23 protein-coding genes are annotated in these 23,059 nt (G+C 62.5%); 7 read left to right on the top strand and 16 right to left on the bottom strand.

The window, feature by feature from the left end:
* From LQ215_RS11885 to LQ215_RS11835, 11 genes are all read right to left on the bottom strand, one after another.
* The gene (locus tag LQ215_RS11885; RefSeq protein WP_013694000.1) at positions 1-972 is read right to left on the bottom strand and encodes an XdhC family protein; all 972 of its coding nucleotides are present in this window, start codon (positions 970-972) and stop codon (positions 1-3) included.
* Positions 972-3,287 carry a xanthine dehydrogenase family protein molybdopterin-binding subunit gene (locus LQ215_RS11880; RefSeq protein WP_230149982.1) on the bottom strand — a complete coding sequence of 772 codons (2,316 nt, stop codon included), beginning with the start codon at positions 3,285-3,287 and terminating at the stop codon, positions 972-974. Before LQ215_RS11880 ends, LQ215_RS11885 begins: the two co-directional genes overlap by 1 nt.
* A complete protein-coding gene (locus tag LQ215_RS11875) occupies positions 3,284-3,754 on the bottom strand; it encodes a (2Fe-2S)-binding protein (protein ID WP_230149980.1) in 471 nt (156 codons plus the stop codon). Before LQ215_RS11875 ends, LQ215_RS11880 begins: the two co-directional genes overlap by 4 nt.
* A gap of 265 nt (positions 3,755-4,019) precedes the next feature.
* Positions 4,020-5,039: a UDP-N-acetylmuramate dehydrogenase gene (murB, locus tag LQ215_RS11870; protein WP_230149967.1), complete on the bottom strand. Its 1,020-nt coding sequence runs from the start codon at positions 5,037-5,039 to the stop codon at positions 4,020-4,022.
* The gene (locus tag LQ215_RS11865) at positions 5,036-5,500 is read right to left on the bottom strand and encodes a low molecular weight protein-tyrosine-phosphatase (protein ID WP_230149965.1); all 465 of its coding nucleotides are present in this window, start codon (positions 5,498-5,500) and stop codon (positions 5,036-5,038) included. Before LQ215_RS11865 ends, murB begins: the two co-directional genes overlap by 4 nt.
* The gene (kdsB, locus tag LQ215_RS11860) at positions 5,500-6,264 is read right to left on the bottom strand and encodes a 3-deoxy-manno-octulosonate cytidylyltransferase (RefSeq protein ID WP_230149962.1); all 765 of its coding nucleotides are present in this window, start codon (positions 6,262-6,264) and stop codon (positions 5,500-5,502) included. Before kdsB ends, LQ215_RS11865 begins: the two co-directional genes overlap by 1 nt.
* Positions 6,261-6,446 (bottom strand): Trm112 family protein, encoded by a 186-nt coding sequence (locus LQ215_RS11855; RefSeq protein WP_003179363.1) that lies wholly within the window; start codon positions 6,444-6,446, stop codon positions 6,261-6,263. The genes kdsB and LQ215_RS11855 overlap by 4 nt, the downstream gene beginning before the upstream one ends.
* 23 nt (positions 6,447-6,469) lie before the next feature.
* Positions 6,470-7,480, bottom strand: a complete 1,011-nt coding sequence (gene lpxK, locus LQ215_RS11850) for a tetraacyldisaccharide 4'-kinase (protein WP_230149960.1) — start codon at positions 7,478-7,480, stop codon at positions 6,470-6,472.
* Positions 7,480-7,908: an ExbD/TolR family protein gene (locus tag LQ215_RS11845; RefSeq protein WP_092349073.1), complete on the bottom strand. Its 429-nt coding sequence runs from the start codon at positions 7,906-7,908 to the stop codon at positions 7,480-7,482. The genes lpxK and LQ215_RS11845 overlap by 1 nt, the downstream gene beginning before the upstream one ends.
* Complete coding sequence (locus tag LQ215_RS11840) at positions 7,905-8,540, bottom strand: MotA/TolQ/ExbB proton channel family protein (protein ID WP_230149959.1); 636 nt, start codon at positions 8,538-8,540, stop codon at positions 7,905-7,907. Before LQ215_RS11840 ends, LQ215_RS11845 begins: the two co-directional genes overlap by 4 nt.
* Before the next feature lie 95 nt (positions 8,541-8,635).
* Positions 8,636-10,882, bottom strand: coding sequence for a DNA internalization-related competence protein ComEC/Rec2 (locus tag LQ215_RS11835; protein ID WP_230149957.1), 2,247 nt, complete (start codon positions 10,880-10,882; stop codon positions 8,636-8,638).
* Between the two features lie 144 nt (positions 10,883-11,026).
* Between LQ215_RS11835 and LQ215_RS11830 the strand changes: the two genes are divergently transcribed.
* Complete coding sequence (locus tag LQ215_RS11830; protein WP_003204298.1) at positions 11,027-11,542, top strand: DUF2062 domain-containing protein; 516 nt, start codon at positions 11,027-11,029, stop codon at positions 11,540-11,542.
* A gap of 228 nt (positions 11,543-11,770) precedes the next feature.
* On the opposite strand, the gene LQ215_RS11825 is transcribed toward LQ215_RS11830, so the two are convergent.
* The 4 genes from LQ215_RS11825 to LQ215_RS11810 form a co-directional block, all read right to left on the bottom strand.
* On the bottom strand, positions 11,771-12,550 hold the full coding sequence (locus LQ215_RS11825; protein ID WP_072347169.1) for an ABC transporter permease: 780 nt from the start codon (positions 12,548-12,550) through the stop codon (positions 11,771-11,773).
* 2 nt (positions 12,551-12,552) lie between these two features.
* A complete protein-coding gene (locus tag LQ215_RS11820; RefSeq protein WP_230149955.1) occupies positions 12,553-13,485 on the bottom strand; it encodes an ABC transporter ATP-binding protein in 933 nt (310 codons plus the stop codon).
* A 136-nt stretch (positions 13,486-13,621) separates the two neighbouring features.
* Positions 13,622-14,245: a glutathione S-transferase family protein gene (locus LQ215_RS11815; RefSeq protein WP_230149946.1), complete on the bottom strand. Its 624-nt coding sequence runs from the start codon at positions 14,243-14,245 to the stop codon at positions 13,622-13,624.
* 45 nt (positions 14,246-14,290) lie between these two features.
* Positions 14,291-14,950 (bottom strand): transglutaminase-like domain-containing protein, encoded by a 660-nt coding sequence (locus LQ215_RS11810; RefSeq protein ID WP_230149945.1) that lies wholly within the window; start codon positions 14,948-14,950, stop codon positions 14,291-14,293.
* A 262-nt stretch (positions 14,951-15,212) separates the two neighbouring features.
* Here LQ215_RS11810 and LQ215_RS11805 point away from each other — a divergent pair, with 262 nt between their 5' ends.
* The gene (locus tag LQ215_RS11805; RefSeq protein ID WP_230149943.1) at positions 15,213-17,660 is read left to right on the top strand and encodes an acyl-CoA dehydrogenase; all 2,448 of its coding nucleotides are present in this window, start codon (positions 15,213-15,215) and stop codon (positions 17,658-17,660) included.
* Between the two features lie 89 nt (positions 17,661-17,749).
* Complete coding sequence (locus tag LQ215_RS11800) at positions 17,750-18,157, top strand: PA2817 family protein (RefSeq protein ID WP_003204309.1); 408 nt, start codon at positions 17,750-17,752, stop codon at positions 18,155-18,157.
* 181 nt (positions 18,158-18,338) lie between these two features.
* On the opposite strand, the gene LQ215_RS11795 is transcribed toward LQ215_RS11800, so the two are convergent.
* Positions 18,339-19,337 (bottom strand): LysR family transcriptional regulator, encoded by a 999-nt coding sequence (locus LQ215_RS11795; RefSeq protein ID WP_230149942.1) that lies wholly within the window; start codon positions 19,335-19,337, stop codon positions 18,339-18,341.
* A gap of 90 nt (positions 19,338-19,427) precedes the next feature.
* Between LQ215_RS11795 and LQ215_RS11790 the strand changes: the two genes are divergently transcribed.
* The 4 genes from LQ215_RS11790 (at position 19,428) to LQ215_RS11775 (ending at position 22,816) form a co-directional block, all read left to right on the top strand.
* On the top strand, positions 19,428-20,054 hold the full coding sequence (locus tag LQ215_RS11790) for an alanyl-tRNA editing protein (RefSeq protein WP_230149940.1): 627 nt from the start codon (positions 19,428-19,430) through the stop codon (positions 20,052-20,054).
* Positions 20,055-20,530: 476 nt separating this feature from the next.
* Positions 20,531-21,754 (top strand): type II and III secretion system protein family protein, encoded by a 1,224-nt coding sequence (locus tag LQ215_RS11785; RefSeq protein WP_230149938.1) that lies wholly within the window; start codon positions 20,531-20,533, stop codon positions 21,752-21,754.
* A 56-nt stretch (positions 21,755-21,810) separates the two neighbouring features.
* Positions 21,811-22,524 carry a tetratricopeptide repeat protein gene (locus LQ215_RS11780; RefSeq protein ID WP_230149936.1) on the top strand — a complete coding sequence of 238 codons (714 nt, stop codon included), beginning with the start codon at positions 21,811-21,813 and terminating at the stop codon, positions 22,522-22,524.
* A 22-nt stretch (positions 22,525-22,546) separates the two neighbouring features.
* On the top strand, positions 22,547-22,816 hold the full coding sequence (locus LQ215_RS11775) for a DUF3613 domain-containing protein (protein ID WP_230149934.1): 270 nt from the start codon (positions 22,547-22,549) through the stop codon (positions 22,814-22,816).
* Positions 22,817-23,059: the final 243 nt, after the last annotated feature.

Raw genomic sequence — 23,059 nt, 5'->3', positions numbered from 1 at the left:
TTACAGCGGCTTTTTCTGCCGCAGTTCAACGCCATTCTTGATGGCCACGATTTCGGCCAGCAGCGACAAGGCGATTTCCGCCGGGGTGTGGCTGCCGATGTGCAAGCCGATGGGTCCATGCAAGCGTTCAATGGCCTCTGCTGACAAGCCTAGCTGAGCCAGGTTATCCCGGCGCTTCTGGCTGTTGACTCGCGAACCCAGGGCGCCAACATAAAAAGCCTTGGAGTCCAGGGCCGTGAGCAGCGCCATGTCGTCCAGGCGTGGGTCATGGGTCAAGGCCACAATAGCGGTGCGCTCGTCGGTCTGGATGCTCAACACCGCTTCGTCGGGCATCCCCGAGACGAAGCGGCCATGCTGCTCTTCCCAACCATAGACAAACTCCTTGCGCGGATCGCAGATCAGCACTTCGAAGTCCAGCAGCCGGGCCATTTCCGCCACGTAGCGCGACAGTTGCCCGGCACCGATCAGCAGCAGCCGCCAACGTGGACCGTATATGGCCCGCAGGACCTGCCCATCGAACACCAGGGCGTCGGTCTTGCTGGCCGGGGTCAGGACCACATTGCCGCTGGCCACCGTCAGCTCACGGGCGACAATCTCATGGGCTTCGCAACGTTCCAGCAACTGCGCGACCCAGTGTGGGTCGCCCACCCGCTCTTCGGTCAGGCGCAGGGTGCCGCCGCACGGCAGGCCGAAGCGCGCCGCTTCTTCGCGGGTGACACCATAGGTGATCAGTTGCACCGGCGGACCGTCCGCCGGAATGCGACCGTCGTGCAGCCGGGCGATCAGGTCATCCTCGACACAACCGCCCGACACCGAACCAATCACCACGCCATCTTCGCGCAGGGCCAGCATCGCCCCCGGCGGCCTTGGCGCGGTGCCCCAGGTCTGGACCACAGTGAACAGCACCACCCGCTGCCCGGCGCGGCGCCATTCAAGCACGCTGCGCAGGACGTTCAGATCAACGCTGTCCATCAGGCCTTCGCCTGCTGCCAGCCTTGCAGCTGATAGCGCACAGGCAGGCTACGAATACGCTTGCCAGTGGCGGCGAAAATCGCGTTGCACAACGCTGGTGCAATCGGCGGCACGCCCGGCTCGCCGACACCGCCCAACGGCACCTCATCCGGCGGCGTCACCAGATGCACCGCCACTTCCTTGGGCGCCAGGGACATGCGCGCCACTTCGTACATATGGAAATTGTCCTGTTGCACCTTGCCGTCCTTGAAACTGATTTCCCCCACCATGGCATTGCCCAGGCCCATGACGCAGGCGCCTTCGAACTGGGAACGGATACGTTCGGGGTTGATCTGCGGACCGCAATCCACAGCGATGTCCGCCTTGTGCACGATCACCGTGCCATCGTCCTTGACCTCCACCTCGATCACCGCCGCCACGTAAGTGACGAAGCTGTAATGCACCGCCAACCCCAAGCCACGACCCTTGGGCAGCTCACGGCCCCAACCGGCGGCCTTCGCAGCGGTTTCCAGTACCGTACGGATCCGCGCGGTATCAATCGGATAACGCTCAGGGGATTCGCCATAGTTCCACTCTTCACTCAAGGAACGCGGATCGATCTTACGGTCCGGCCCGAGCAATTTGACCTGGTACTTCAGCGGATCCTGGCCGGCCTTGTGGGCCAATTCGTCGATAAAACTCTGGATCGCGAAACCATGGGGGATGTTCGACACCGAGCGATACCAACCCACCCGGGCGTGGGCCACCGCTTCAGGGTTCTCCAGACGCAGGTTGGGGATGGCGTAGGCCATGTTGGTCAGGCCCATGCCTATTTCGAACGGCGCCTCATGGGTCATGCCCGGTGCAAACAATGCGGTGATGCTCGGTGCCACGGTGCGGTGCAGCCAGCCGGACGGCATACCGTCCTGGTTCAGGCCGGCCTTGAGGTATTCGACCGACACGGTGTGGAAATACGAGTGATGGATGTCGTCCTCGCGGGTCCATTGCACCCGTATCGGCTGGCCTGGAAACTCCTTGGCCAGCACCGCCGCTTCAACGACAAAGTCGGGTTTGGACTTGCGTCCGAAACCGCCGCCCAGCAACGTGATATTCACCGTGACCTTCTCGAAAGGAATGCCCAGGCGTTCGGCGACACGCTCACGGGTCACCTGCGGTGCCTGGCTCGGCGCCCAGGCCTCGCATTGGCCGTCCTTGAATCGGGCGACGGCAACCATCGGTTCCATCGGTGACTGGGACAGGTGCGGCAAGTAATACGAGGCCTCCAACGTCGAATCCGCCTTGGCCAGCGCGTCGTCGAGGTCGCCGCTGCTGCGCACGACTTTTCCGGGCTTGAGGGCCGCCGCTTCCAGCTCCTTGCGGTAGGCAATGGAGTCATAACCGGCATTCGGGCCATCGTCCCACTGGATGTTCAGCGATTCGCGGCCCTTGATCGCCGCCCAGGTGTTCTTCGCCACCACCGCCACGCCGCCCAACGGCTGGAATTCCGAAGGCAGTGGGCGCCCTTCGATCTGCACCACCTTGACCACGCCCGGTACTTTCAGCGCCGCGCTGCTGTCCACGCTCTTGACCTTGCCACCATAGACCGGCGGACGCGCGATGACGGCGTAGAGCATGCCGTCGAAATGCACATCGGCACCAAACACGGCACGACCGTTGACGATGTCCGCGCCATCGATGGCCCGGCTCGCCTCCTTGCCGATGTAGCGGAACTCCGAAGGCGATTTGAGGCGCAAGCTGTCACGCCCCGGCACCGGCAAGGCACTGGCGGCCGCGGCCAATTCGCCATAACCCAGTTCACGCCCCGAAGGCTGGTGCAGCACTTTGTGCAGTTGGGCATGGCACTCACCGACCGGGACCTTCCACTGCGCAGCGGCGGCCAGTTCCAGCATGGTCCGCGCAGCGGCACCGCAACGGCGCATCGGCTCGTACCAATGACGCATGCTGCGTGAACCGTCGGTGTCCTGGTTGCCGAAGCGCGCCTCATCGGCCGGCGCCTGTTGCACCTTCACACGCGCCCAGTCGGCCTCCAGCTCATCGGCCACGACCATGCTCAGGCTGGTGCGCACACCCTGGCCCATTTCCGAACGGTTGCAGATCACGGTCACGCTGCCATCAGCGGCAATGCTGACGTACACCTTCGGGTCGTCGACCGCGCCATGGGGCATGCCCTCGGCGCCGAATTTCTTTTCCTCGGCAAAGGCCTCCGGCAGGCCCCACGTGGCCGCCAGCACCAGCACACCGGTGGCACTCGCGCCTTTGAGAAAGCCGCGACGGCTGAGGTTACTCAGGACAAAATCATCGGGCAAGCGGCTCATGCCTTGGCCTCCTTCAGGTGAGTGGAGGCCTGGCGGATAGCGGTCTTGATCCGGTTGTAGGTGCCGCAACGGCAGAGGTTGCCGACCATGGCTTCTTGGATTTGCTCATCGCTCGGGTTGGGGTTGGTCTTGAGCAGGGCGGTCGCGGACATGATCTGCCCACCCTGGCAGTAACCGCACTGGGCCACCGCCGTGTCGAGCCAGGCCTTCTGGACGATTTGCCCGACCGGATCGACATGAAGCTCGTCGATGGTGCTGACATTTTGTCCATTCACAGAACCGATGGGCGTGATGCAACTGCGCGCCGGGGCGCCGTCGATGTGGATGGTGCAGGCGCCACACAGGCCCATGCCGCAGCCGAATTTGGTGCCGTTGTAACCGGCCACATCCCGGATAGCCCACAGCAGCGGCATGTCCTCGGTCACATCCAGTTGATGGTCTTTTCCATTGAGTTTCAGGGTAATCATGGGCACGCCCGCACAGTGATCGAATTATGGGGTCGAGCAATCTGCCGCTTAGGTAGCGGTTCGGTTGTCGCAGACTGGCTCAGGCTGATCAGGCTCTCTTATGCCGGCGCACGCAGGCGTCTGCATCGGGCCTTTAGGATGCGATGGTCGCATCGTTAGGAAGCTAAATTAACCCAGGATCACGCAAAACGCCCTGCACAATCCTGCACAAATGCTTGTGCGCAGGGTGTGCAGGGCGTTTTTCAGGCGCTTGCGTAAAAGTCGCTCAGTACCGATTGGGTTCCATTTCCAGCTCGACCTGGAAACGCTCGGCAATGTCTTTCTGGATGCGCAGGGCCAGGTCCAACAGTTGCGGGCCCGTGGCACTGCCGTAGTTGACCAGCACCAACGCCTGCAACTTGTGCACCCCGGCATCACCTTCGCGAAAGCCCTTCCAGCCGGCCCGTTCGATCAGCCAGCCGGCAGCGATTTTCATCTGCCCTTCAGGCTGTGGATAAGCCACCAGGTCAGGGTATTGCAGCTTTAAGTGCGCCACGTGCGCGGCCGGCACCAGCGGGTTCTTGAAGAAGCTGCCGGCATTGCCCAACACGGCCGGGTCCGGCAGTTTTTCGCTGCGGATGCTGCAAATGGCCCGGCTCACATCGGTGGGTGTTGCCTGCTCGATGCCCTGCTCGGTCAATCGCTGGCGCACCGGACCGTACTCCAGATGCAAGTGCGCGGCGCGGCTGAGGGCAAAACGCACCCGCAGGATCAACCAGCGCCCCGCTTGCTGCTTGAACAGGCTGTCGCGATATGCAAACCGACAGTCTTCAAGGCCGAAATCGCGCAGCTCGCCGGTCTGGCGATCCAGCGCGGTGAGACCGGAGAAGACGTCCTTGATCTCCACACCATAGGCGCCGATGTTTTGCATCGGTGCCGCGCCCACGGTGCCGGGAATCAGGCTGAGGTTTTCCAGGCCCGACCAACCTTGTGCCAGCGTGTGCTGGACGAACGGGTGCCACGGCTCCCCTGCTTCGGCTTCGACCACCACGCGCTCGCCGTCATCGCTGAGCAGGCGAATGCCGTGGCTGGCCATGCGCAGCACCAAGGCATCGATGTCACCGGTCAGCAGCAAGTTGCTGCCGCCACCGATGACCAGCAATGGCACGGCATGTTCGGTGGCATAAGCCAGCGCCTGGCGAACATCGTCATCGCTATGGGCTTCGGCGAACAACCGGGCGATGACGTCCACACCGAAGCTGTTGAACGGCTTGAGGCTGACGCCCGCCCGAACCTGCAAGGTCATAACCGCCCCTTCAATTCGATCACCAGGCGATCGGTAGCGCGTTCGATCAGGTCCAGCACTTGCTCGAAGCCTTGTTCGCCGTCGTAGTACGGGTCCGGCACATCGTCGAGTTCGGCTTCGTAGCGACGCAGGAACAGATCCAGCTCGGCCTTGCCATTGGCCGGTTGCAGGGCCTTGAGATTGCGCAGGTTGCTGCTGTCCATCGCCAGGATCAGGTCGTAGGCGACGAAATCGGCGCGGGTCACCTGTTGCGCGCGCTGGGCCGACAAATCGTAGCCACGCCTCAGGGCCGCCGCTTGGCTGCGCTTGTCTGGAGCCTTGCCGACGTGCCAGTCGCCGGTGCCGGCAGAAGCGACTTCCACCTGCCCGGCCAGCCCGGCCTCGCGCAACTTGTGGCGCAGGATGCCTTCGGCGGTGGGCGAGCGGCAGATATTGCCGAGGCAGACGAACAGGACCCGCATCAGGCCTCCAGCAGGCGACGAACGCGCTCGAGGTCTTCGGCCGTGTCGACGCCGGTCGGCGGGGCGATCAGTGCATCGGCGACGTGGATCCGCACGCCGTGCCACAGGGCACGCAGCTGTTCCAGGGCTTCGGTGTTTTCCAGCCAGCACGGACCCCAGGCGACGAAGTCCTGGAGAAAGCCCGCGCGGTAGGCATAGATGCCGATGTGGCGGCGGTACGGCACGCCCTCCGGCATCACGTCACGGCTTTGGGCGAATGCGTCCCGCGCCCAGGGCAACGTCGCGCGGCTGAAGGTCAACGCCAGGCCATTGAGGTCGCTGACCACCTTGACCACGTTGGGGTTGAACAGCGTCTGCACATCCTTGATCGGCTCGGCCAGGGTGGCCATGCGCGCCTCGGTGTGGGCCGCGAGGTTGGCCGCGACCTGATCGATCACGCTCGGCGGGATCAACGGCTCGTCACCTTGCACATTGACGATGATCGCGTCGGCGGCAAGACCGAGTTTCGCCGCGACCTCCGCCAGGCGATCGGTGCCGGAATTATGGTCTTCGCGGGTCAGCACGACCTCGGCGCCAAAGCCTTTGCAGGCCTCGACGATGCGCGCATCGTCAGTCGCCACCACCACACGCTGGGCGCTGCTTTTGCAGGCCTGCTCCCAGACGTGCTGGATCATCGGCTTGCCGGCAATCGACAGCAACGGCTTGCCGGGCAGGCGCGTCGAGGCGAAGCGCGACGGAATGACAACGGTAAAGGCTGCGGTCATTTATCCAGGCGCTCGTCGGTGGTCAGGGTGCGGGCTTCGCTTTCGAGCATCACCGGAATGCCGTCGCGAATCGGGTAGGCCAGGCCGGCGCCCTTGCTGATCAGTTCGGTCTTGTCGGCGCTGAGCTTGAGCGGGCCTTTGCAGACCGGGCAGGCCAGAATGTCGAGCAGTTTGGTGTCCATGGAATTCCCCTGGATAAAAGGTTTTAAGGCAAAAGCCGATCCGGCAACAGGCGCATCAACTGCGTATCGAACCAGGCCACGAAGGCCGGCGACGGCGCGGCGTCTACCGCCAGGTACCACCAGTCGGGTGCGGCGAAGGCACGGCATTTGACTGCGTCCTTTTCCGTCATGACCACCGGCAGCGATGGCGTGAAACTCAAGGCCTGGGCGCTGTATTCGGCGTGGTCGGCAAACCCATGCGGTATTGGCCGCCAGTGTAGCGTTTCGAGGGTCTTGAAGAAACGCTGGGGATTGCCGATGCCGGCCACGGCATGCAGGGCCTGGCCGGGTGGAAAATGGTCAAGGGAGCGCCGCTCGCCGCTGGCCAGGTTCACCAGCGCGGTGGGGCGCAATTGGAAGGCGAAACCGTCTTCGGGGTCGGCGCTGGCGCCGTTGTACAGCACCGCATCGACCGATTGCAGGCGCTCGACCGGCTCGCGCAACGGCCCGGCAGGCAGGCAACGCCGGTTACCCAGGCCACGGGCGTTGTCGATCAACACCAACTCGAGGTCCCGGGCCATCCGATAATGCTGCATGCCGTCGTCGGACAGGATCAGGTCCAGCGGTTCGCTCTCCACCAATGCCTGGACCGCGCGGCTGCGCTCAGGGTCGATCATCAACGGCACACCGGTGCGCTGGACGATCAACAGTGGCTCATCACCCGCGACATCGGCGCCCTGCTCGGCCGCGACGCGCCAGGGCAGTTGCGGCGGCTTGGCGCCGTACCCACGGCTGACCACGCCGACCCGCAGGCCACTGCGCTGGCAGTGCTGGATCATCCACAGGATCAACGGCGTCTTGCCAGTGCCACCGACGGTGATATTGCCCACCACCACCAACGGCACGGGGGGCTGGTAGATCAGCCCTTCCCCCGCCAGGAAACGCTCACGCTTGCCGACCACCACCCGTCGGTACAACCACTCCAGCGGCCGCAGCAGGGTCAGGGCCGGGTGACCTTCGTACCACGCGGCAAGCAATCGATCGGACATGGCCATCAGGGTGCGGGAGCCGCCTCGACCGTGGTCATGCGCAGATGGCTGAAACCGAGCTTGCCGGCCGCGTCCATGGCGGTGATCACCGATTGATGAGGGGTCTTGCCGTCAGCGCTGATGGACAGCGGCAGGTTGGTGTCGCCGCCAGACTCTTTCTGCAGGGCTTCGATCAGGCTCGCCAGGTCGCTCTTGGGCAGCAACTGGTTGTTCACCGAGAACGTCCCTTCGGCGCTGATGGTGATTTCCAGGTTCTTCAGTTGCTGGTCTTCGGCGGGCGAGCCGCTGACGGCCTGCGGCAATTCAACCTTGAGCTGGGTTTCTCGGGTGAAGGTGGTGGTCACGACAAAAAACAGCAGCAGGATGAACACCACGTCGATCAGCGACGCAAGGTTGATCTCGATGTTTTCCCGTGGCTTGCGGCGGAATTTCACTTCTTGTCCCCAGCCAGGTCCACGTCACGGTCCCCCTGCACCACCTCGACCAGCTTGATGGCCTCCTGCTCCATGCCCACCACCAGCTCGTCGACGCGGCGTTGCAGGAATCGGTGGAAAAACACAGCCGGAATACCCACCATCAGGCCGGCGGCGGTGGTGATCAAGGCTTTGGAAATGCCCCCCGCCAGTACTGCGGCGTTGGTGGTCATGCCGGAGCCGGTGAACGCACTGAAGATGTCGATCATGCCCAACACCGTACCCAGCAGGCCCAACAGGGGGGACATGGCGGCGATGGTTCCCAGGGTGCTGATATAGCGCTCCAGTTCATGGATGACCCGAGCGGCAGCTTCCTCGATGCACTCCTTCATGATCTCGCGACCATGCTTGGAGTTCGCCAGGCCGGCGGCGAGGACTTCCCCCAAGGGCGAACTGGCGCGCAGCTCCTTGAGCTTGTCCTTGTTCAGCTGCTTGTCCTTGATCCAGACCCAGACCTGCCCGAGCAGATGGTCCGGGGTCACGCGGCTGGCCCGCAGGGTCCACAGGCGTTCGGCAACGATACCCAGTGCCGCGATGGAACTCAGAATGATCGGCAACATCATCCAACCGCCGGATTTGACCAATTCCCACACAGTGACTGCCCCCTCGAAAAAGTGCGCCACTTTATCACACAGACTCGCCTTGCAGACCCGCCCCACCGATAAGCGCATCAGCCGATTGCGCTGGATCAATATTGCGCCGGTGGCCCGACTGCGGGCGGATCACGCCAATAACGTCGATGCCCGGCCTCGGTGCGCGGCACCTCGAAAGCCCCCAGTTGCAGACGAATGGCGCCCTGCTCGGCGCTGTCGTAGATCGCCAGGCCCGAGCGTCGATACCGCGCCATCACTTGGGGATGAGGGTGGCCGAACGCGTTGCCCTGCCCTCGGGAGATCAATACCGAATGCGGCTGGAGACGTGACAGCAACGCCATCGACGACGAACTGCGGCTGCCGTGATGCGGCGCGGCCAGCCACTGGATCGGCACCGCCAGGGCCGCGTCGAGTAAGGCACGTTCGGCAGGGATGTCGATATCGCCGGTCAACAGCAGGCGCTCCCCGCCGGCCTCGACCAGCAAGACGCAGGATTTCTGGTTGCTCTCGACAGCAGAGGCCCAGCGCCACAGCTCGAACCCGACCCCGTCCCATTCCCAGCGCCTGCCACTGTCGCAAGGCCCTGCCAGCAGCTCGGCGGGCAGCGCATCGGGATCGCCGCTGATCACTTCCAGCGTCGGCAGCCCATTGCGCACAGCGCGGGCACCGCCAGCGTGATCGGCGTCGGCATGGCTGAGCAGCATCAGGTCCAAGCCGCGCACACCCAGTTTGCGCAAGGCCGGCAGTACGACCCGTTCGCCCGCATCGGCCTCGCCAAAGCGCGGCCCGGCGTCGTAAAGCAGGGTGTGCCGCCGGGTCCGCACCAGCACCGCCAGCCCTTGGCCCACGTCCAGTTGCCAGATCTCGGCTTGTCCTTGCGGCAGGTGTTCTTGCGGTGGAAAAACCATCAGCAACACCATCGGCCACCCCAGTACACGTAGCGGCACACCTTTTGGCAACAGCAGCAAAAAAGCACCGAAGGCGGCGATAGCCAAGGCCCAGGGCGGGACCGCAGCCGGGACCCAGGCGGGCATTCGCCCGGCAACCAGCGCCAGCCCCTTGAACAGCAGATCGAGCAGCCCGCCGGCGATCCACAGCAGGCCTTCGCCCACGAGCGGCACCGGCAACAACGCCGTGCCAAGCAGCGCTGGCGGCAATACCAGCAGGCTGATCCAGGGCACCGCGAGCAGGTTCACCAGCGGCCCGCTGAGGCTGACCGGCAGGCCCACGATCAACAACAACGGACACAGGCCGAGCGCAACCAGCCATTGGGCACGGGTCCAGGTTTGCCACCAGCGCCAGGGTCCCAGGCGAGCGCCAAAGGTGAACATCAAGATGGCGACGGCCGCAAACGACAACCAGAACCCCGGCCGCAAGCTGGCAAGGGGGTCGAACAGCAGCACCCCGACGAAGGCCAGCAGCCATGCCCACCAAGGATCTGGCTGTTTGAAACGCAAGCGCCACAGCAACACCAGGCCGATCATCGCGCAGGCCCGTCGCACCGGCACCTCGAAGCCGGCGAGCAAGCCGTAGCCCAGGGCGGCGCAGAAAGCCAGCGCACAGGCCCAAGGCAACCAGGCCAGCCCCACCGGCCACAGGCCATAACGCGCCGCACCGGCCACCAACAGGTACACCAGGCCGGCGAGCAGGCCGATGTGTTGCCCGGAGATCACCAGCAAGTGGACGGTGCCGGTGTCTTGCAGCACCTGCCAATCCTCGCGACTCAGCCCGCCGCCGTCGCCCAGGACCAGAGCCGCCAGCGCGCCGGAACGACCGTGGGCATCGACCTGTGCCAGCGCCTGGCGCATCCCATCGCGCCAGGCGCCCCGGGCCGCTTGCAGGAGACGGCCATCCTTGATCGTACCGGTCGCGCCGATGCCGCGGCTCAGCAACCAGGCCGTATAGTCGAAGCCGTGCGGGTTCAGCAGCCCGGAGGGCCGCCTGAGCTTCACCGCCAATCGCCATCGTTCGCCGCTGTTGATCGACGGACCACCGTACCAGGCAAGGCGCATCGCCGTCGGAAGACGGGTACGGCGTGAATCGACATCGGCCAGTTCGAAGCGCACCACGCCTTCGCCCTGTTGCGGCAAACCGACCACGCGCCCCTCGACCCAGCGAGTTTCGCCGTCGAGCGCGATGGGTAACCGGTCGTCCAGCGCACACTGCGCCGACAGACAGGCCCAGGCCAGCCCGAACAGGAAAAAACCCAGCGGGTAGGTTCGAAACGGCAACACCATCAGCGCCAGCACCGGCATGGCTGCGATCAGCCAGAACGGTGGCAGTGCCGTCAAAAAAATCGGGGCCAACAGCCCCAGTGCAAGCGCGACTAACCCTGTGCGCATAACCCGTCCTTGAGAGTGCCCTCTTCAGGCATAGACGGTTAACGGCACCGCGGGCGTTATCAATTGTCACAAAGTCTGAATCTGTCAGCCGTAGAATCCGGACATACTTGCGGCCTTAATGCGTTGAACCGACCGAGAAGCCTTATGCCCCGGCGCCTTTTCAAACGTTACATGCCAGACCCAGAAAGCATTCGGGAACATAAATCCTTACGTTTTCTCGGCACCCTGCTGCACGATCCCAACCTTTGGCACCTCAATCGGCACTCTGTCGCCCGGGCGATGGCTGTTGGTCTGTTTGCCGCATTCTTGCCGATCCCGTTGCAAATGTTGCTGGCCGCCGCACTGGCCATCACGGTGCGCGGCAACATGCCGATTGCGGTGAGCCTGGTGTGGCTGACCAATCCGATCACCATGCCGGCGGTGTTCTTCTGCACTTACCAGACCGGCGCCTGGCTGATGGACGTGCCCGCCCGGACGCTGCCCGAAGAACTGACCTGGGAATGGATCAGCGGCCAGTTGTCCACCTTGTGGCAGCCGTTCCTGCTCGGCTCAGTGGTGACAGGCCTGGTACTCGGCGCCCTCGCCTACTTCGTCACTATGAGTTACTGGCGCTGGTGGGTGGCCCGACAGTGGAAGCGGCGCAAGAAGAGCCGGATGTGAAATGCAAAAAAGGCCTCCTGGGAATGGAGGCCTTTTTTTTGTGGTGTGTCGACTGACGCCATCGCGAGCAAGCTCGCTCCCACACCTGATCCTCTTCGGCCTTAAATCTGTGACCTCATGAAGATCAAGGTGGGAGCGAGCTTGCTCGCGATAGCGGTGTGTCAGTCAACAGGTTAATGAATGATCTGACGCCATCGCGAGCAAGCTCGCTCCCACAGGAGGATGGGGTCAGGTGCGCATGCCGCGCCCGCTGACCAGCAACCGCGCGCAACCGATGTAGAGCACCACGGTCGCCACCAGCATGAAAGTAATGGCGATGCTGATCTTGATGTCCGATACCCCGAGGATGCCGTAGCGAAAGGCGTTGACCATGTGCAGCACCGGGTTGGCCAGGGACACGGTCTGCCAGAACGGCGGCAGCAGGGAAATCGAGTAGAACACCCCGCCCAAGTAGGTCAGCGGCGTGAGCACGAACGTCGGGATGATGGAGATGTCATCGAAGTTGCGCGCAAACACGGCATTGATGAAGCCCAGCAGCGAAAAAATCGTGGCTGTGAGCACCACCACCAATACCGTCACCCCCAGGTGATGCACCTGCAAATGGGTGAAGAACAACGACAGCAGGGTCACGATCAGGCCCACTGCCAAGCCGCGCAACACGCCACCCAGGGTGTAGCCGATGAGGATCGTATGGGGCGACACCGGCGAGACCATCAGTTCTTCGATCGAACGCTGGAACTTGCTGCCGAAGAAACTCGACACCACGTTGCCATAGGAGTTGGTGATCACCGACATCATGATCAGCCCCGGCACGATGTAGTCCATGTACGTGAAGCCACCCATGTCGCCGATCTGCCGGCCGATCAGGTTACCGAAGATCACGAAGTACAAGACCATGGTGATGGCCGGCGGTAGTAGCGTCTGCGGCCAGATCCGCATGAAACGCCGAACCTCACGGTAAACGATGGTATTGAGGGCGATGAGGTTGGGGCGCAGTTCGGAACTCATGCTCATACCGCCACCTTCGCCAGATTTTTCTCCACCAGGGACACGAACAACTCCTCGAGGCGATTGGTTTTGTTGCGCAGGCTCTGCACTTCAATGTTTTGCAGGGCCAGTTGGGCGAACAGCCCGGTGATACCCACGGCTTTGTCCACTTGGACTTCCAGGGTGTGGCTGTCTACCAGGCGGGCTGGGTAACCCATGAGCTGGGGGGCCGCCTTCAGGTCGTTTTTCAGGTCCAGCAGGAAGGTTTCCACATGCAGTTGGCTGAGCAACTGGCGCATGCTGGTGTTCTCGACGATGGTGCCGTGGTCGATGATGCCGATGTTGCGGCACAACTGCTCAGCCTCCTCCAGGTAATGGGTGGTGAGGATGATGGTGATGCCTTTCTGGTTCAGCTCGGTGAGGAAGGTCCACATCGAACGACGCAGTTCGATGTCCACGCCGGCAGTCGGTTCGTCGAGGATCAACAGGCGCGGCTCATGCACCAGCGCACGAGCAATCATCAGGCGCCGTTTCATGCCGCCGGACAATGAACGGGACGGCACGTCGCGCTTGTCCCACAGGCCCAATTGGGTCAGGTACTGCTCGGCGCGCGCGTTGGCGATCTTCGGCGGGATGCCGTAGTAACCGGCCTGGGTCACGACGATGTCGAAGGTCTTCTCGAACTGGTTGAAGTTGAATTCCTGGGGCACCACGCCAATGCAGCGCTTGAGGGCGGCGGGCTCGCGGTCCAGGTCATGACCAAAGACGCTCACCGTGCCGCTGGTCTTGTTCACCAGCGTGGAAAGAATGCCGATGGTGGTGGATTTGCCGGCGCCATTGGGGCCGAGCAAAGCGAAAAAGTCACCTTCGGCGACATCCAGATCGATACCACTCAAGGCCTGGAAACCGTTGCCGTAGGTTTTGGTTAGCTGCCGGATGGACAGAGCGGAACTCATATCGGATTACGCACCAAGAAGGGAGGAAAGAAAAGAATAGATAAGGGCGGGCGGCGAGCAATGCAACCACGGCGCACGAAGCCAATGGTGCTTGGCGTCACCGCACAAGTACAGTCAAGTGTGTCGATAGTAAGTATTAAGTCAACGCGGTCATGACCGCCTTGCGGTAGGCCGGACGCTGCTGCAAGCGCGCGTACCAGGCCTGCACGCCAGGTCGCTCGGCGCGCTGGATGGGCATCTCGAACCAGGCATAAATGAAACTGCCCAGGGGAATATCACCCATGCCGATTTCAGCACCCGACAGGTAGGGCTGCTCACTCAAGGTCTGCTCGACCATCGCCAGCAAGTCGTCGCACTCTTTGATCGCCGCGTTGATGGCCGCCCAGTCCTGTTGCTCGGCCGGGGTGCGCAACACGCCCCAGAACACCGTGCGAAACGGTGCGGCAAAGCTGGAGGTGGTCCAGTCCATCCATTTTTCAGCCGCAGCGCGTGCCTGTACGTCAGCGGGATACCAGGCCGAACCCGACGCATGGCGAGCAGCCAGGTAACGCACGATGGTGTTGGATTCCCAGAGCACGAAGCCGTCGTCTTCGATCATCGGCACGCGGCCGTTGGGGTTCTTCGCGCGGTACTCAGGCGTGTCGACCACCCCGAATGCACCGCCAGCGTCGATGGACTCGTAAGCCAACCCCAGCTCTTCGGCGCACCACAATGCCTTGCGCACATTCGATGAATTTTTGCGGCCCCAGATCTTCAACATCACGGCGTCCCTCGATGGATAAATGCCGCCGCAGCATACGCCGGATCAGGCGCGACTCAAATCACCCTGCATGTCACCCAGCAGGAGCGGCACTTGATCGCCGAACAGGTGTGGGTAGCATTTCTCCAGGTGTTGGAAGAAGAACGTTTCGGGCACATCGGCGAACTGGCCGTGCTCGGTGACGTACTCCATCAGCTTGGCGCCTTGACGGTTGAACGGGTGGAAAACGCTGTCGTGGCGACCATCGAATTCCAGCGGGGCCACGTCGAACAACTCGCACAGCCCCTGGTTGAATGCCGGCGTGGCCTTGACCCAGCGGTCGTTCAGGTACAGCTCGGTATAACCGTGCATGGCGAACACATCGCTCCTGAGCAATTCCAGCAAGCGCGGCGTGGACAGGTGGTTGCGGACATCCGCCAGGCCGATGCGCGCCGGGATGCCGCAATGCCGGGCGCAGCCGGCCAGCAAGGTAGCCTTGGGCACGCAATAGCTTTCGCCGGCAGCCAGCGCGTAACTGCCGCGCAGGGTCGCCGGGTCGCGGCTGAAGGTGTAGGGGTTGTAGCGCACCGCCTCGCGCACGGCGTAATACAGGCTGACCGCCTGTGCCAGCGGGTCGCGATCGACGCCGCGGTGGATTTCGGTGAAGTCGATGACCGCGGGGTGATCGCAGTCGATGAAGGGGCCGGGGTTCAGGTATTGCTGCATATAAGGAAAACCTCTCGGGGAATATCACCGGGCTTGCCTCGAGTTTATCCACAGCCCCCAGCCAGCGATAACGGCATTCCGGCCAAACAATGGCGTTTTCTCACCTTGTTAACGAACGATTTCCCACGGCTGTTGCCAACCAGACTGGCGCAATGCACCCAGGGTTTCCCACGAAATCAATCACATTGCGCCGACCGCCGGTTTTGCAGATGCCGTCTAAGCTCTGAAGGTCGGTTTTGCCTTGGTTCACGGAGGATTACATATGCTGTTGTTGTGGATACTGGTCCTGGTCGTCGGGATCGCCTGGCTGGCGCACCGGCGCATCGACCCGCTGCCCGCGCTGGGTATCGTCGCGGTCTACCTGTTGGCCATGGGCATTTTCAGCCATGCGCCCGGCTGGCTGCTGCTGATCCTCTGGGTGGTACTCGCAGCTGTCGCGGCCCCGCTGCTGCTACCGGACCTGCGCCGGCGGTATTTCAGTGCGCCGATGTTCGACTGGTTCCAGAAAACCCTGCCGCCCATGTCCGAGACCGAGCGCGACGCCATCGACGCCGGCACGGTGTGGTGGGACGGCGAACTGTTCAGCGGCCGCCCGGATTGGGACTTGCTGCTGGCCTACCCCAAGGTGCAACTGACCGAGGAGGAGCAAGCGTTCCTCGACGGCCCCACCGAAGCCCTCTGCGCGATGGTCAGCGACTGGCAGATCGGCCAGGCCATGGACCTGCCGCCTGAAGCCTGGGCCCATATCAAGGAGCACGGGTTCTTCGCGCTGATCATTCCGAAGGAATACGGCGGCAAGGGCTTCTCCGCCTATGCCCACTCCCAGGTGGCAATGAAACTGGCCACGCGCAGCGGCGACCTGGCCTCCACCGTGATGGTCCCCAACTCCCTCGGCCCGGCCGAACTGCTGCTGCACTACGGCACCGATGAACAACGCGACCATTACCTGCCGCGACTGGCCCGTGGCGACGACATTCCCTGCTTCGCCCTGACCGGGCCGCTGGCCGGCTCCGACGCCGGGGCGATGCCCGACACCGGCATCATCTGCAAGGGTGAATGGGAAGGCCAGGAAACATTGGGCCTGCGCCTGAACTGGGAAAAGCGCTACATCACCCTCGGCCCGGTGGCCACCCTCCTGGGCCTGGCCTTCAAGGCGTACGACCCCGACCACCTGCTGGGTGACGAAGAAGACCTGGGCATCAGCCTCGCCTTGATTCCCACTGACACCCCTGGTGTGCATATCGGCCGCCGTCACCTGCCTCTTGGCGCCGCGTTCATGAATGGGCCGAACTGGGGCAAGGACGTGTTCATCCCGCTGGACTTCCTCATTGGCGGCCAGGAAATGCTCGGCAAAGGCTGGATGATGCTGATGAACTGCCTGTCGGTCGGGCGCTCGATTTCCCTGCCGGCGGTGGGCACCGGTGCTGCGAAGTTCACCAGCCTGGTAACGGGCCAGTACGCCCAGGTGCGCGAGCAATTCAACGTACCGTTGTCGGCGTTCGAAGGTATCCAGGAAGCCATGGCGCGCATCGGTGGCAACGCCTGGATGATGGATGCTGCGCGCATGCTGACCGCCAACGCCGTGGACCTGGGGGAAAAACCTTCGGTGCTGTCGGCCATTCTCAAGTACCACCTGACCGAACGCGGCCGCGAGTGCATCAGCCACGCCATGGACGTGCATGGCGGCAAGGGCATCATCATGGGCCCGAACAATTACCTGGGTCGCAGCTGGCAAGGTGCGCCGATCTTCATCACGGTCGAAGGCGCGAACATTCTGTCGCGCAACCTGATGATCTTTGGCCAGGGCGCCATTCGCTGCCATCCGTTCGTGCTCAAGGAAATGGCCTTGGCAAGCCGTGAAGACAAGAACCAGGCGCTGGTCGAATTCGACGCCTTGCTGCTCAAGCACATTGGTTTTGCCGTGAGCAACGCCGCCAGCACCCTGGTGCTCAACCTCGGCCTGGGGCATTTCGAGAAGGCTCCCGGCAATGCCTTGAGCCAAGGTTATTTCCGCGCCCTCAACCGGCAGGCGGCGGCGTTCGCCCTGCTGGCGGACCTGAGCATGATGCTGCTGGGGGGTGAACTCAAACGCCGGGAACGCTTGTCGGCCCGTCTGGGCGACGTATTGAGCAACCTGTACCTGGCGTCCGCCGCGCTCAAGCGCTATCACGACCTGGACTCGCCGGACCACATGACACCGCTGTTCACCTGGGCCATGGAGGAAAGCCTGGGCCAGTCGGAGCGTGCGCTGGATGAACTGCTGAGCAACTTCCCGAATCGGGTGCTGGGCTGCCTGTTGCGCCTGGTGGTGTTCCCCTTCGGTCGTCGTCACAAGGGCCCGAGCGACAGGCTCGACGCCGAGGTGGCGGCGGTCATCGGTCGGCCCAAGGGTGACCCGACCCTCGAAGAGTTGCTGCAGGGCTGCTATCGCCCGCAATCGGCCGACGATCCGGTGGGCGCCCTGCAACATGCCGCCGATCTGCTGGCCGCCGCCCATCCGCTGCACAAGAAACTGCACGTGGCGCTCAAGCAGGGTCAGCTCAACCCAGCGCCGGGCGAACCCCTCATCGACGCCGCCCTGGAAGCGGGTGTGCTGCAAGCCGCTGAAGCGCAGACCTTGCGCGCGGCCGAGGCGGCGCGGCGCAAAGTCATCGATGTGGATGATTTTGATAAGGACGAGTTGACTCTGGCGCAAGGCAAGGTCCGTTGATCCTGACGGCCAGCTACGCTCCTCACCTATAAAAGCAGGCGCAAGGGCTTTATACTCCTGCGCCCGTTTTGCTCTTGAGGACTTATCTCGTGTCCAATGTCGTTGCCGATCACCTTGTCTTGCTTGACCACTTGCGCAGCATCCTGGTCGCCGTGGGTGAGGCCGAACAGGTGCCCGAAGAAAGCCATGCCTTGTTCCTGGAGCGCTTCGACGAGTTGCGCGCGCAGCTGCCCGTCGACCCGATCGAAAGCCAGTACCTGGGCCAGGACCTGCTGTGCCAAGTGATCGTCCGTTATCCGCAAATCGCCCACCTGGTGCCTCGCGACCTGCTCTGGTACTTCGCCGGCGACTGCTTGCACTACATGCCCGACGAAGAAATCGCCCTGTACCAGGCCTTGGAGGAACGTCGTTTCGAAGCCGAGCAAAACGACGAGCCTTTCGACTGGAACCAGGAAAAGCAATTGCTGGCGATGTCGGACCAGGACAGCAAGCACTGATTGCGGCCCGACATGCAAAAGCCCGCTCGGTTAACCCGGCGGGCTTTTTTTTTGCCAAAGTGTGTTGCCTGGACGGGCCTCATCGCGAGCAAGCTCGCTCCCACACTGTTTGTGATTGATCACAATATTCATGTGCACAGCAGACCTTTTGTGGGAGCGAGCCTGCTCGCGAAAGGGCCGGTCAAAACAACCCATCACTCTCCGGCAACTCATAACCCGTTGCGACCTTGCCCGAGCCACTCCCGCCGCCCACCGTGCCCAAGGTCGGCTCCTTCTCCAGGCACGCCACCAGATAATCAATGAACACCCGCAGCTTGGGCGGGAGGTAGCGGGTTGGCGAATGCAGCAACCACAAGCCACCGTGATAGGAAGCCAGGAACGTCCAGTCGGCCAACACCTGCACGATCAAGCCTTGCTCCAAGGCATGGCGGGCGGTGAAGTACGGCAGGCTGCCAATGCCGATGTGCTGCAAGGCCGCCCCCAACCGCACGCCCGTGTGATTGGCCGCGTAGCGCCCGTGCACGCCGACGGTGACGGACTTGCTGCCTTTCTTGAATTTCCAGCGCGCGTCGTTCGGGGTTGCCCCCAGGTAAATGCAGCTGTGTTCCAACAAGTCGTGAGGGTGCGTGGGCGTACCGTGTTCAGCCAGGTATTGCGGCGTGGCGCAGAGCAGGTGATCGATGGTCAGCAACTGACGCCCCACCAGCCCGACCGGCGGTTGGTCGGTAATCCGGATGGCCAGGTCGACGTGATCGTCGATCAGGTCAACCTGCCGGTCCTCCAGGAACAGCTCCACATCGACCTTCGGATAACGACGCAAGAACTCGGGCATGTGCGGATGGATCACGAAACGCCCCACCGCCTTGGGCACGCTGACACGGATGCGGCCTTCAGCCTCCTGGGTGAACTGCCCGCTGATCTCCATCACCGACCGAGCGGCGGCGACCATTTCCTGACAGCGCTTGAACACCTCTTCCCCGCCATCGCTCAGACGCAACTTGCGGGTGGTGCGTTGCAACAAGCGGGTCGCCAGGGCCTTCTCCAGGCGAGAAATGCTGCGGCTGATGGCCGACGGTGATGTACCTGACTGGCGGGCCGCCTCGGAGAAGCTGCCGGTCTCCACGACCTTGACGAAGATGGCCATTTCGGCCAGCAACGGCAACGGTAGATTTGTGCTCATGGCGCAACAGTCCATTGAAATTTTAACGGATTATCACCCTTTTACGCCCTATCTATAATCCCGTCACAATTTCTGATGTGGACATGGCACATGACGCTTCGCCTCTTTTTCCATAGCGATGATCTCAAGGCCAACGTGGAAGTCCTGGATTGCAGCCCCCGGGACCATGAGTTTGCCGTGGTGCTGCACGCCACGCTGTTCCATCCCCAAGGTGGCGGCCAGCCTTGCGACACCGGATGGATCGGTGAAAGCCAGGTGCTGCGCGTGGTCCAGGAAGGGCCACAGATCGTCCATTACCTCGACCGCCCGGTGGCCTTGGGCATGACTGCGATCAGCGTGGATGCGCCGCGCCGACAGTTGAATTCGCGCCTGCACTCGGCTGGGCACCTGATCGGCCATTTCGCCCAGACCCGTGGCTGGACGCCGATCAAGGCCCATCACTGGCCCGGCGAAAGCCGCGTGCAGTTCCAGCCTGGGGAAAACCCTCAGGAACTGGACATCTCGATCATTCAACAAGGCATCGACGAATGGATTGCCGAGGACCTGCCGCGCCTGATCACGTTACGCGAAGGGCTGCGCGAAGTCGGTTTCGGTGAACTGGCCGCCTACGGTTGCGGCGGCACTCACGTGCCGCGCCTGCAGGAACTGGGAACAGTCACCATCGCCTCGCTTTCGCAGAAAAAAGGCACATTGTCAGTGCACTACCACGTGGCCTGATATCCGCCAGCCCCTGCGACCAGGAATGGCTCGCAGGCCTCATCTCACCCCAGACAAATCTGCCCGCCGACAGCGCCTCCCCACACGAAAAGACAAATAATTGACGGCAACTTGAGCAGCTTGTCCCTTCCGTCACTTTTTAGTCATTTTTTTGAATCAGGGCGTGGCGCTTTGCCATGCTTGAACTACCGTCAAACAGAAGCGATGACAGGGTCGGCAAAACGCTCCTGAGCAACCTGATCGACACCGTCGTTGCCTTCGAAAATCCCGGAAACCCCGGGTACCGAAACGTTGTTTGCAAGCAGCCTGTCGTTCAGTCAGGCCGGTGAAATGCGCCCGTTTGCTGGTAAGCGACGAGGCCTGAAACCGGAACCCATGAACGGTCAGGCGAGATGGAAAGGGGCAGCCCGGGCCTCTTAAGTGATCCGAGGCAAATAGTTAAGCCTAGGGATGGCCTCTTCATCGAGGATCACTTCATGACCCATCGTACTGCTCCCGTTCTAAAACATTTCATTCATGGCCTTTTCTGGATGGGTCTTGGCTTGGATACGGCCCAGGCCGCAGCGGCAAACTGTTCGCAACTGGACAATTTGCCGGCGACCTTCGAGGTCGGCCAAGGGCATCAGAGCGAACTGCGCATCCTCGCCCCCGTGACGAAGTTGGCAGTCGGCGACCCGAAAATTGCCGATGTGCAGCCCAGTGGCAGCGATGCCTTCATCCTCACGGGCCTGGCGCCCGGCGCCACCAGCCTGATGGTCTGGACCGACTGTTCGAAGATACCGCGCCAGAGCATGGTCTTTGTCAAAGGTCGGGCCACTGAGGCGCTGACCAGCGCAGCGAGCATCCCTTCCGAAGACCCGATGCTGCTCGCCCAGGTGCAGACTGACATCCGTTTCGTTGAAGTCAGCCGGACCAAACTCAAGGAAGCCTCGACGTCGATTTTCGGCAGCCGTGGCAATTTCCTGTTCGGTTCGCCGAGGACCTTGCCCACCATCGGCGGTGTTGTCCGGCCCTCATTGCCGGTCAATAACGATATGTTCAACCTGTCTTTCGCCACCGGTAAGACACTGTTGATGATCAACGCACTGGAAGGCAGCGGTTTCGCCTATACCCTGGCGCGGCCGAGCCTGGTGGCCCTCAGTGGGCAGAGCGCGAGCTTCCTGGCCGGTGGCGAAGTGCCGATCCCGGTGCCCAGCGCCGGCAGCGACAACGTGTCCATCGAGTACAAGGAGTTCGGCATCCGCCTGACCCTGACGCCCACCGTCATCGGCAAAAACCGCATCATGCTGAAGGTGGCACCGGAAGTCAGCGAGCTGGATTTCACCAATGCCGTGAACATCGCCGGGACGCTGGTTCCGGCGCTCACGGTACGCCGTACCGATACCAGTATCGCCCTGGCTGACGGCGAAAGTTTCGTCATCAGCGGCCTGATCAGCACGCGCAACAGCTCCCAGGTGAACAAGTTTCCGGGGCTGGGCGATGTGCCGATTCTCGGCGCGTTCTTTCGCGACAACGCCATCAACCGCGAAGAGCGCGAGCTGCTGATGATCGTCACGCCACACCTGGTCCAACCGTTGGCCGCCGACGCGCAACTGCCGACGTTGCCGGGCGAGCAACTGCGCAATTACGACCCGAATTTCTACCGCATGTACTTCCTCGAACATGGCGAGTTCGACAACCGCAGCGGGCTTTCCCAATGAACCGGCGCCAGATGAGCGAAGCACCTATTGTCCAACGGCTTGCCAAGGGGCATTCGATGAAAACAGTGATTGCAATAGCGGCCACCTTGATGCTCGCCGGTTGTGCCAGCAACGGCGTGGTGGCTTCACGCTCGACCCAGTGCGCCAAGCCCGAATCCGACCAGGAACTGGCCCTGAACATGGCCGAAGACATGGCCAACGAAGGTCGTCTGTACGCCAGCCTGGCGAACCTCGAACGCTTGCCCGAGGACTTGGTCCAGGTCCGCCTGCGCAAGGCTCGGGTGCTGCGCCTGATGGGGCGCAACGAGGCCGAACCGCTGTACAAGAGCCTGCTCGGGACATGCCTGGCCGCAGACGGTGAACATGGCCTTGGCCAGTTGGCGGCCGCCAAAAACGACAATACCGCCGCTACGCAATACCTCGAACGCGCAGCGAAAATGGCCCCGACCGAAGGCAAGATCCGCAACGACCTGGGGGTTGTCTACCTCAACCAACGACGCATTTCAGAAGCCCGCTTCGAGTTCATGACCGCGATGGAGCTCCAGCAGTCAGACACGCTGGCAGCGCTCAACATGGTGACCGTGCTGATCTACCAGGACAACTGGAAGCAGGCCGCCGAGCTCGCGAACATGGCCAAACTGAGCCCCCAGCAAGTGGCAGATGCCCAGGCCCGTGCGGAAAAAATCAGAGGTTCGGCCGCTAACGCAGTGACGTCACCCGCCAACCGCCTGACCGAGGTTGTCGATGCCTCAATCGGCGCGGTCAAGTAGAGCGTTACGAGGAGTCCAAGAAATGATGACCAAACCATTGATGATCGCCTTCATGGTGAGCCTTTCCAGCAGCACCTGGGCCATTGACCCAGGCCCCTCTTCGCCCGCACAGCAAGGCACCGAGAGTTGGATGCAACTGCAGATTCGCGGCGTGGTGGCCTCCACCAACCTGCAAACCGCCTCGGCCGCCGAGCGCGAGATGGCCATGCAGCGTTGGCTCAACAGCTTCAACTATCCGATCCCGGAATTTTTTGACCAGGACTCGGGAGGCGAGATCACCAGTAGCAAATGAAACACGCAGGAAACGAAAAGACCGCAGCCCTCGACAGCGCCTACATTTGATCCGATGTAGGAACTGCCGAGGGCTGCGGTCTTTTGGCTTGCAGGTCTGCGCTGCCGCCTGTGTTTTGGCTGGCTATCCATTGGAATGATCGTGGCGAGGGAGCTTGCTCCCGCTCGGGTGCGCAGCAGCCGCAAAAACCGGGGCCGCTGCGCTGCCCAGCGGGAGCAAGCTCCCTCGCCACAGGTGTTGTGT

The organism is Pseudomonas brassicacearum (assembly GCF_918698105.1).
GTDB lineage: Bacteria > Pseudomonadota > Gammaproteobacteria > Pseudomonadales > Pseudomonadaceae > Aquipseudomonas > Aquipseudomonas brassicacearum_F.
Note: the sequence above shows the minus strand (reverse complement) of the source record. Positions and strands in the feature narration are given on the sequence as shown.

Coding starts and splice junctions, on each gene's coding strand:
- LQ215_RS11830 (WP_003204298.1), top strand. CDS start 11,027: ATGCCCCGGCGCCTTTTCAAACGTTACATGCCAGACCCAGAAAGCATT.
- LQ215_RS11825 (WP_072347169.1), bottom strand. CDS start 12,550: ATGAGTTCCGAACTGCGCCCCAACCTCATCGCCCTCAATACCATCGTT.
- LQ215_RS11810 (WP_230149945.1), bottom strand. CDS start 14,950: ATGCAGCAATACCTGAACCCCGGCCCCTTCATCGACTGCGATCACCCC.
- LQ215_RS11875 (WP_230149980.1), bottom strand. CDS start 3,754: ATGATTACCCTGAAACTCAATGGAAAAGACCATCAACTGGATGTGACC.
- LQ215_RS11820 (WP_230149955.1), bottom strand. CDS start 13,485: ATGAGTTCCGCTCTGTCCATCCGGCAGCTAACCAAAACCTACGGCAAC.
- LQ215_RS11775 (WP_230149934.1), top strand. CDS start 22,547: ATGATGACCAAACCATTGATGATCGCCTTCATGGTGAGCCTTTCCAGC.
- murB (WP_230149967.1), bottom strand. CDS start 5,039: ATGACCTTGCAGGTTCGGGCGGGCGTCAGCCTCAAGCCGTTCAACAGC.
- LQ215_RS11780 (WP_230149936.1), top strand. CDS start 21,811: ATGAAAACAGTGATTGCAATAGCGGCCACCTTGATGCTCGCCGGTTGT.
- LQ215_RS11790 (WP_230149940.1), top strand. CDS start 19,428: ATGACGCTTCGCCTCTTTTTCCATAGCGATGATCTCAAGGCCAACGTG.
- LQ215_RS11885 (WP_013694000.1), bottom strand. CDS start 972: ATGGACAGCGTTGATCTGAACGTCCTGCGCAGCGTGCTTGAATGGCGC.
- lpxK (WP_230149960.1), bottom strand. CDS start 7,480: ATGGCCATGTCCGATCGATTGCTTGCCGCGTGGTACGAAGGTCACCCG.
- LQ215_RS11805 (WP_230149943.1), top strand. CDS start 15,213: ATGCTGTTGTTGTGGATACTGGTCCTGGTCGTCGGGATCGCCTGGCTG.
- kdsB (WP_230149962.1), bottom strand. CDS start 6,264: ATGACCGCAGCCTTTACCGTTGTCATTCCGTCGCGCTTCGCCTCGACG.
- LQ215_RS11855 (WP_003179363.1), bottom strand. CDS start 6,446: ATGGACACCAAACTGCTCGACATTCTGGCCTGCCCGGTCTGCAAAGGC.
- LQ215_RS11835 (WP_230149957.1), bottom strand. CDS start 10,882: ATGCGCACAGGGTTAGTCGCGCTTGCACTGGGGCTGTTGGCCCCGATT.
- LQ215_RS11815 (WP_230149946.1), bottom strand. CDS start 14,245: ATGTTGAAGATCTGGGGCCGCAAAAATTCATCGAATGTGCGCAAGGCA.
- LQ215_RS11785 (WP_230149938.1), top strand. CDS start 20,531: ATGACCCATCGTACTGCTCCCGTTCTAAAACATTTCATTCATGGCCTT.
- LQ215_RS11795 (WP_230149942.1), bottom strand. CDS start 19,337: ATGAGCACAAATCTACCGTTGCCGTTGCTGGCCGAAATGGCCATCTTC.
- LQ215_RS11865 (WP_230149965.1), bottom strand. CDS start 5,500: ATGCGGGTCCTGTTCGTCTGCCTCGGCAATATCTGCCGCTCGCCCACC.
- LQ215_RS11880 (WP_230149982.1), bottom strand. CDS start 3,287: ATGAGCCGCTTGCCCGATGATTTTGTCCTGAGTAACCTCAGCCGTCGC.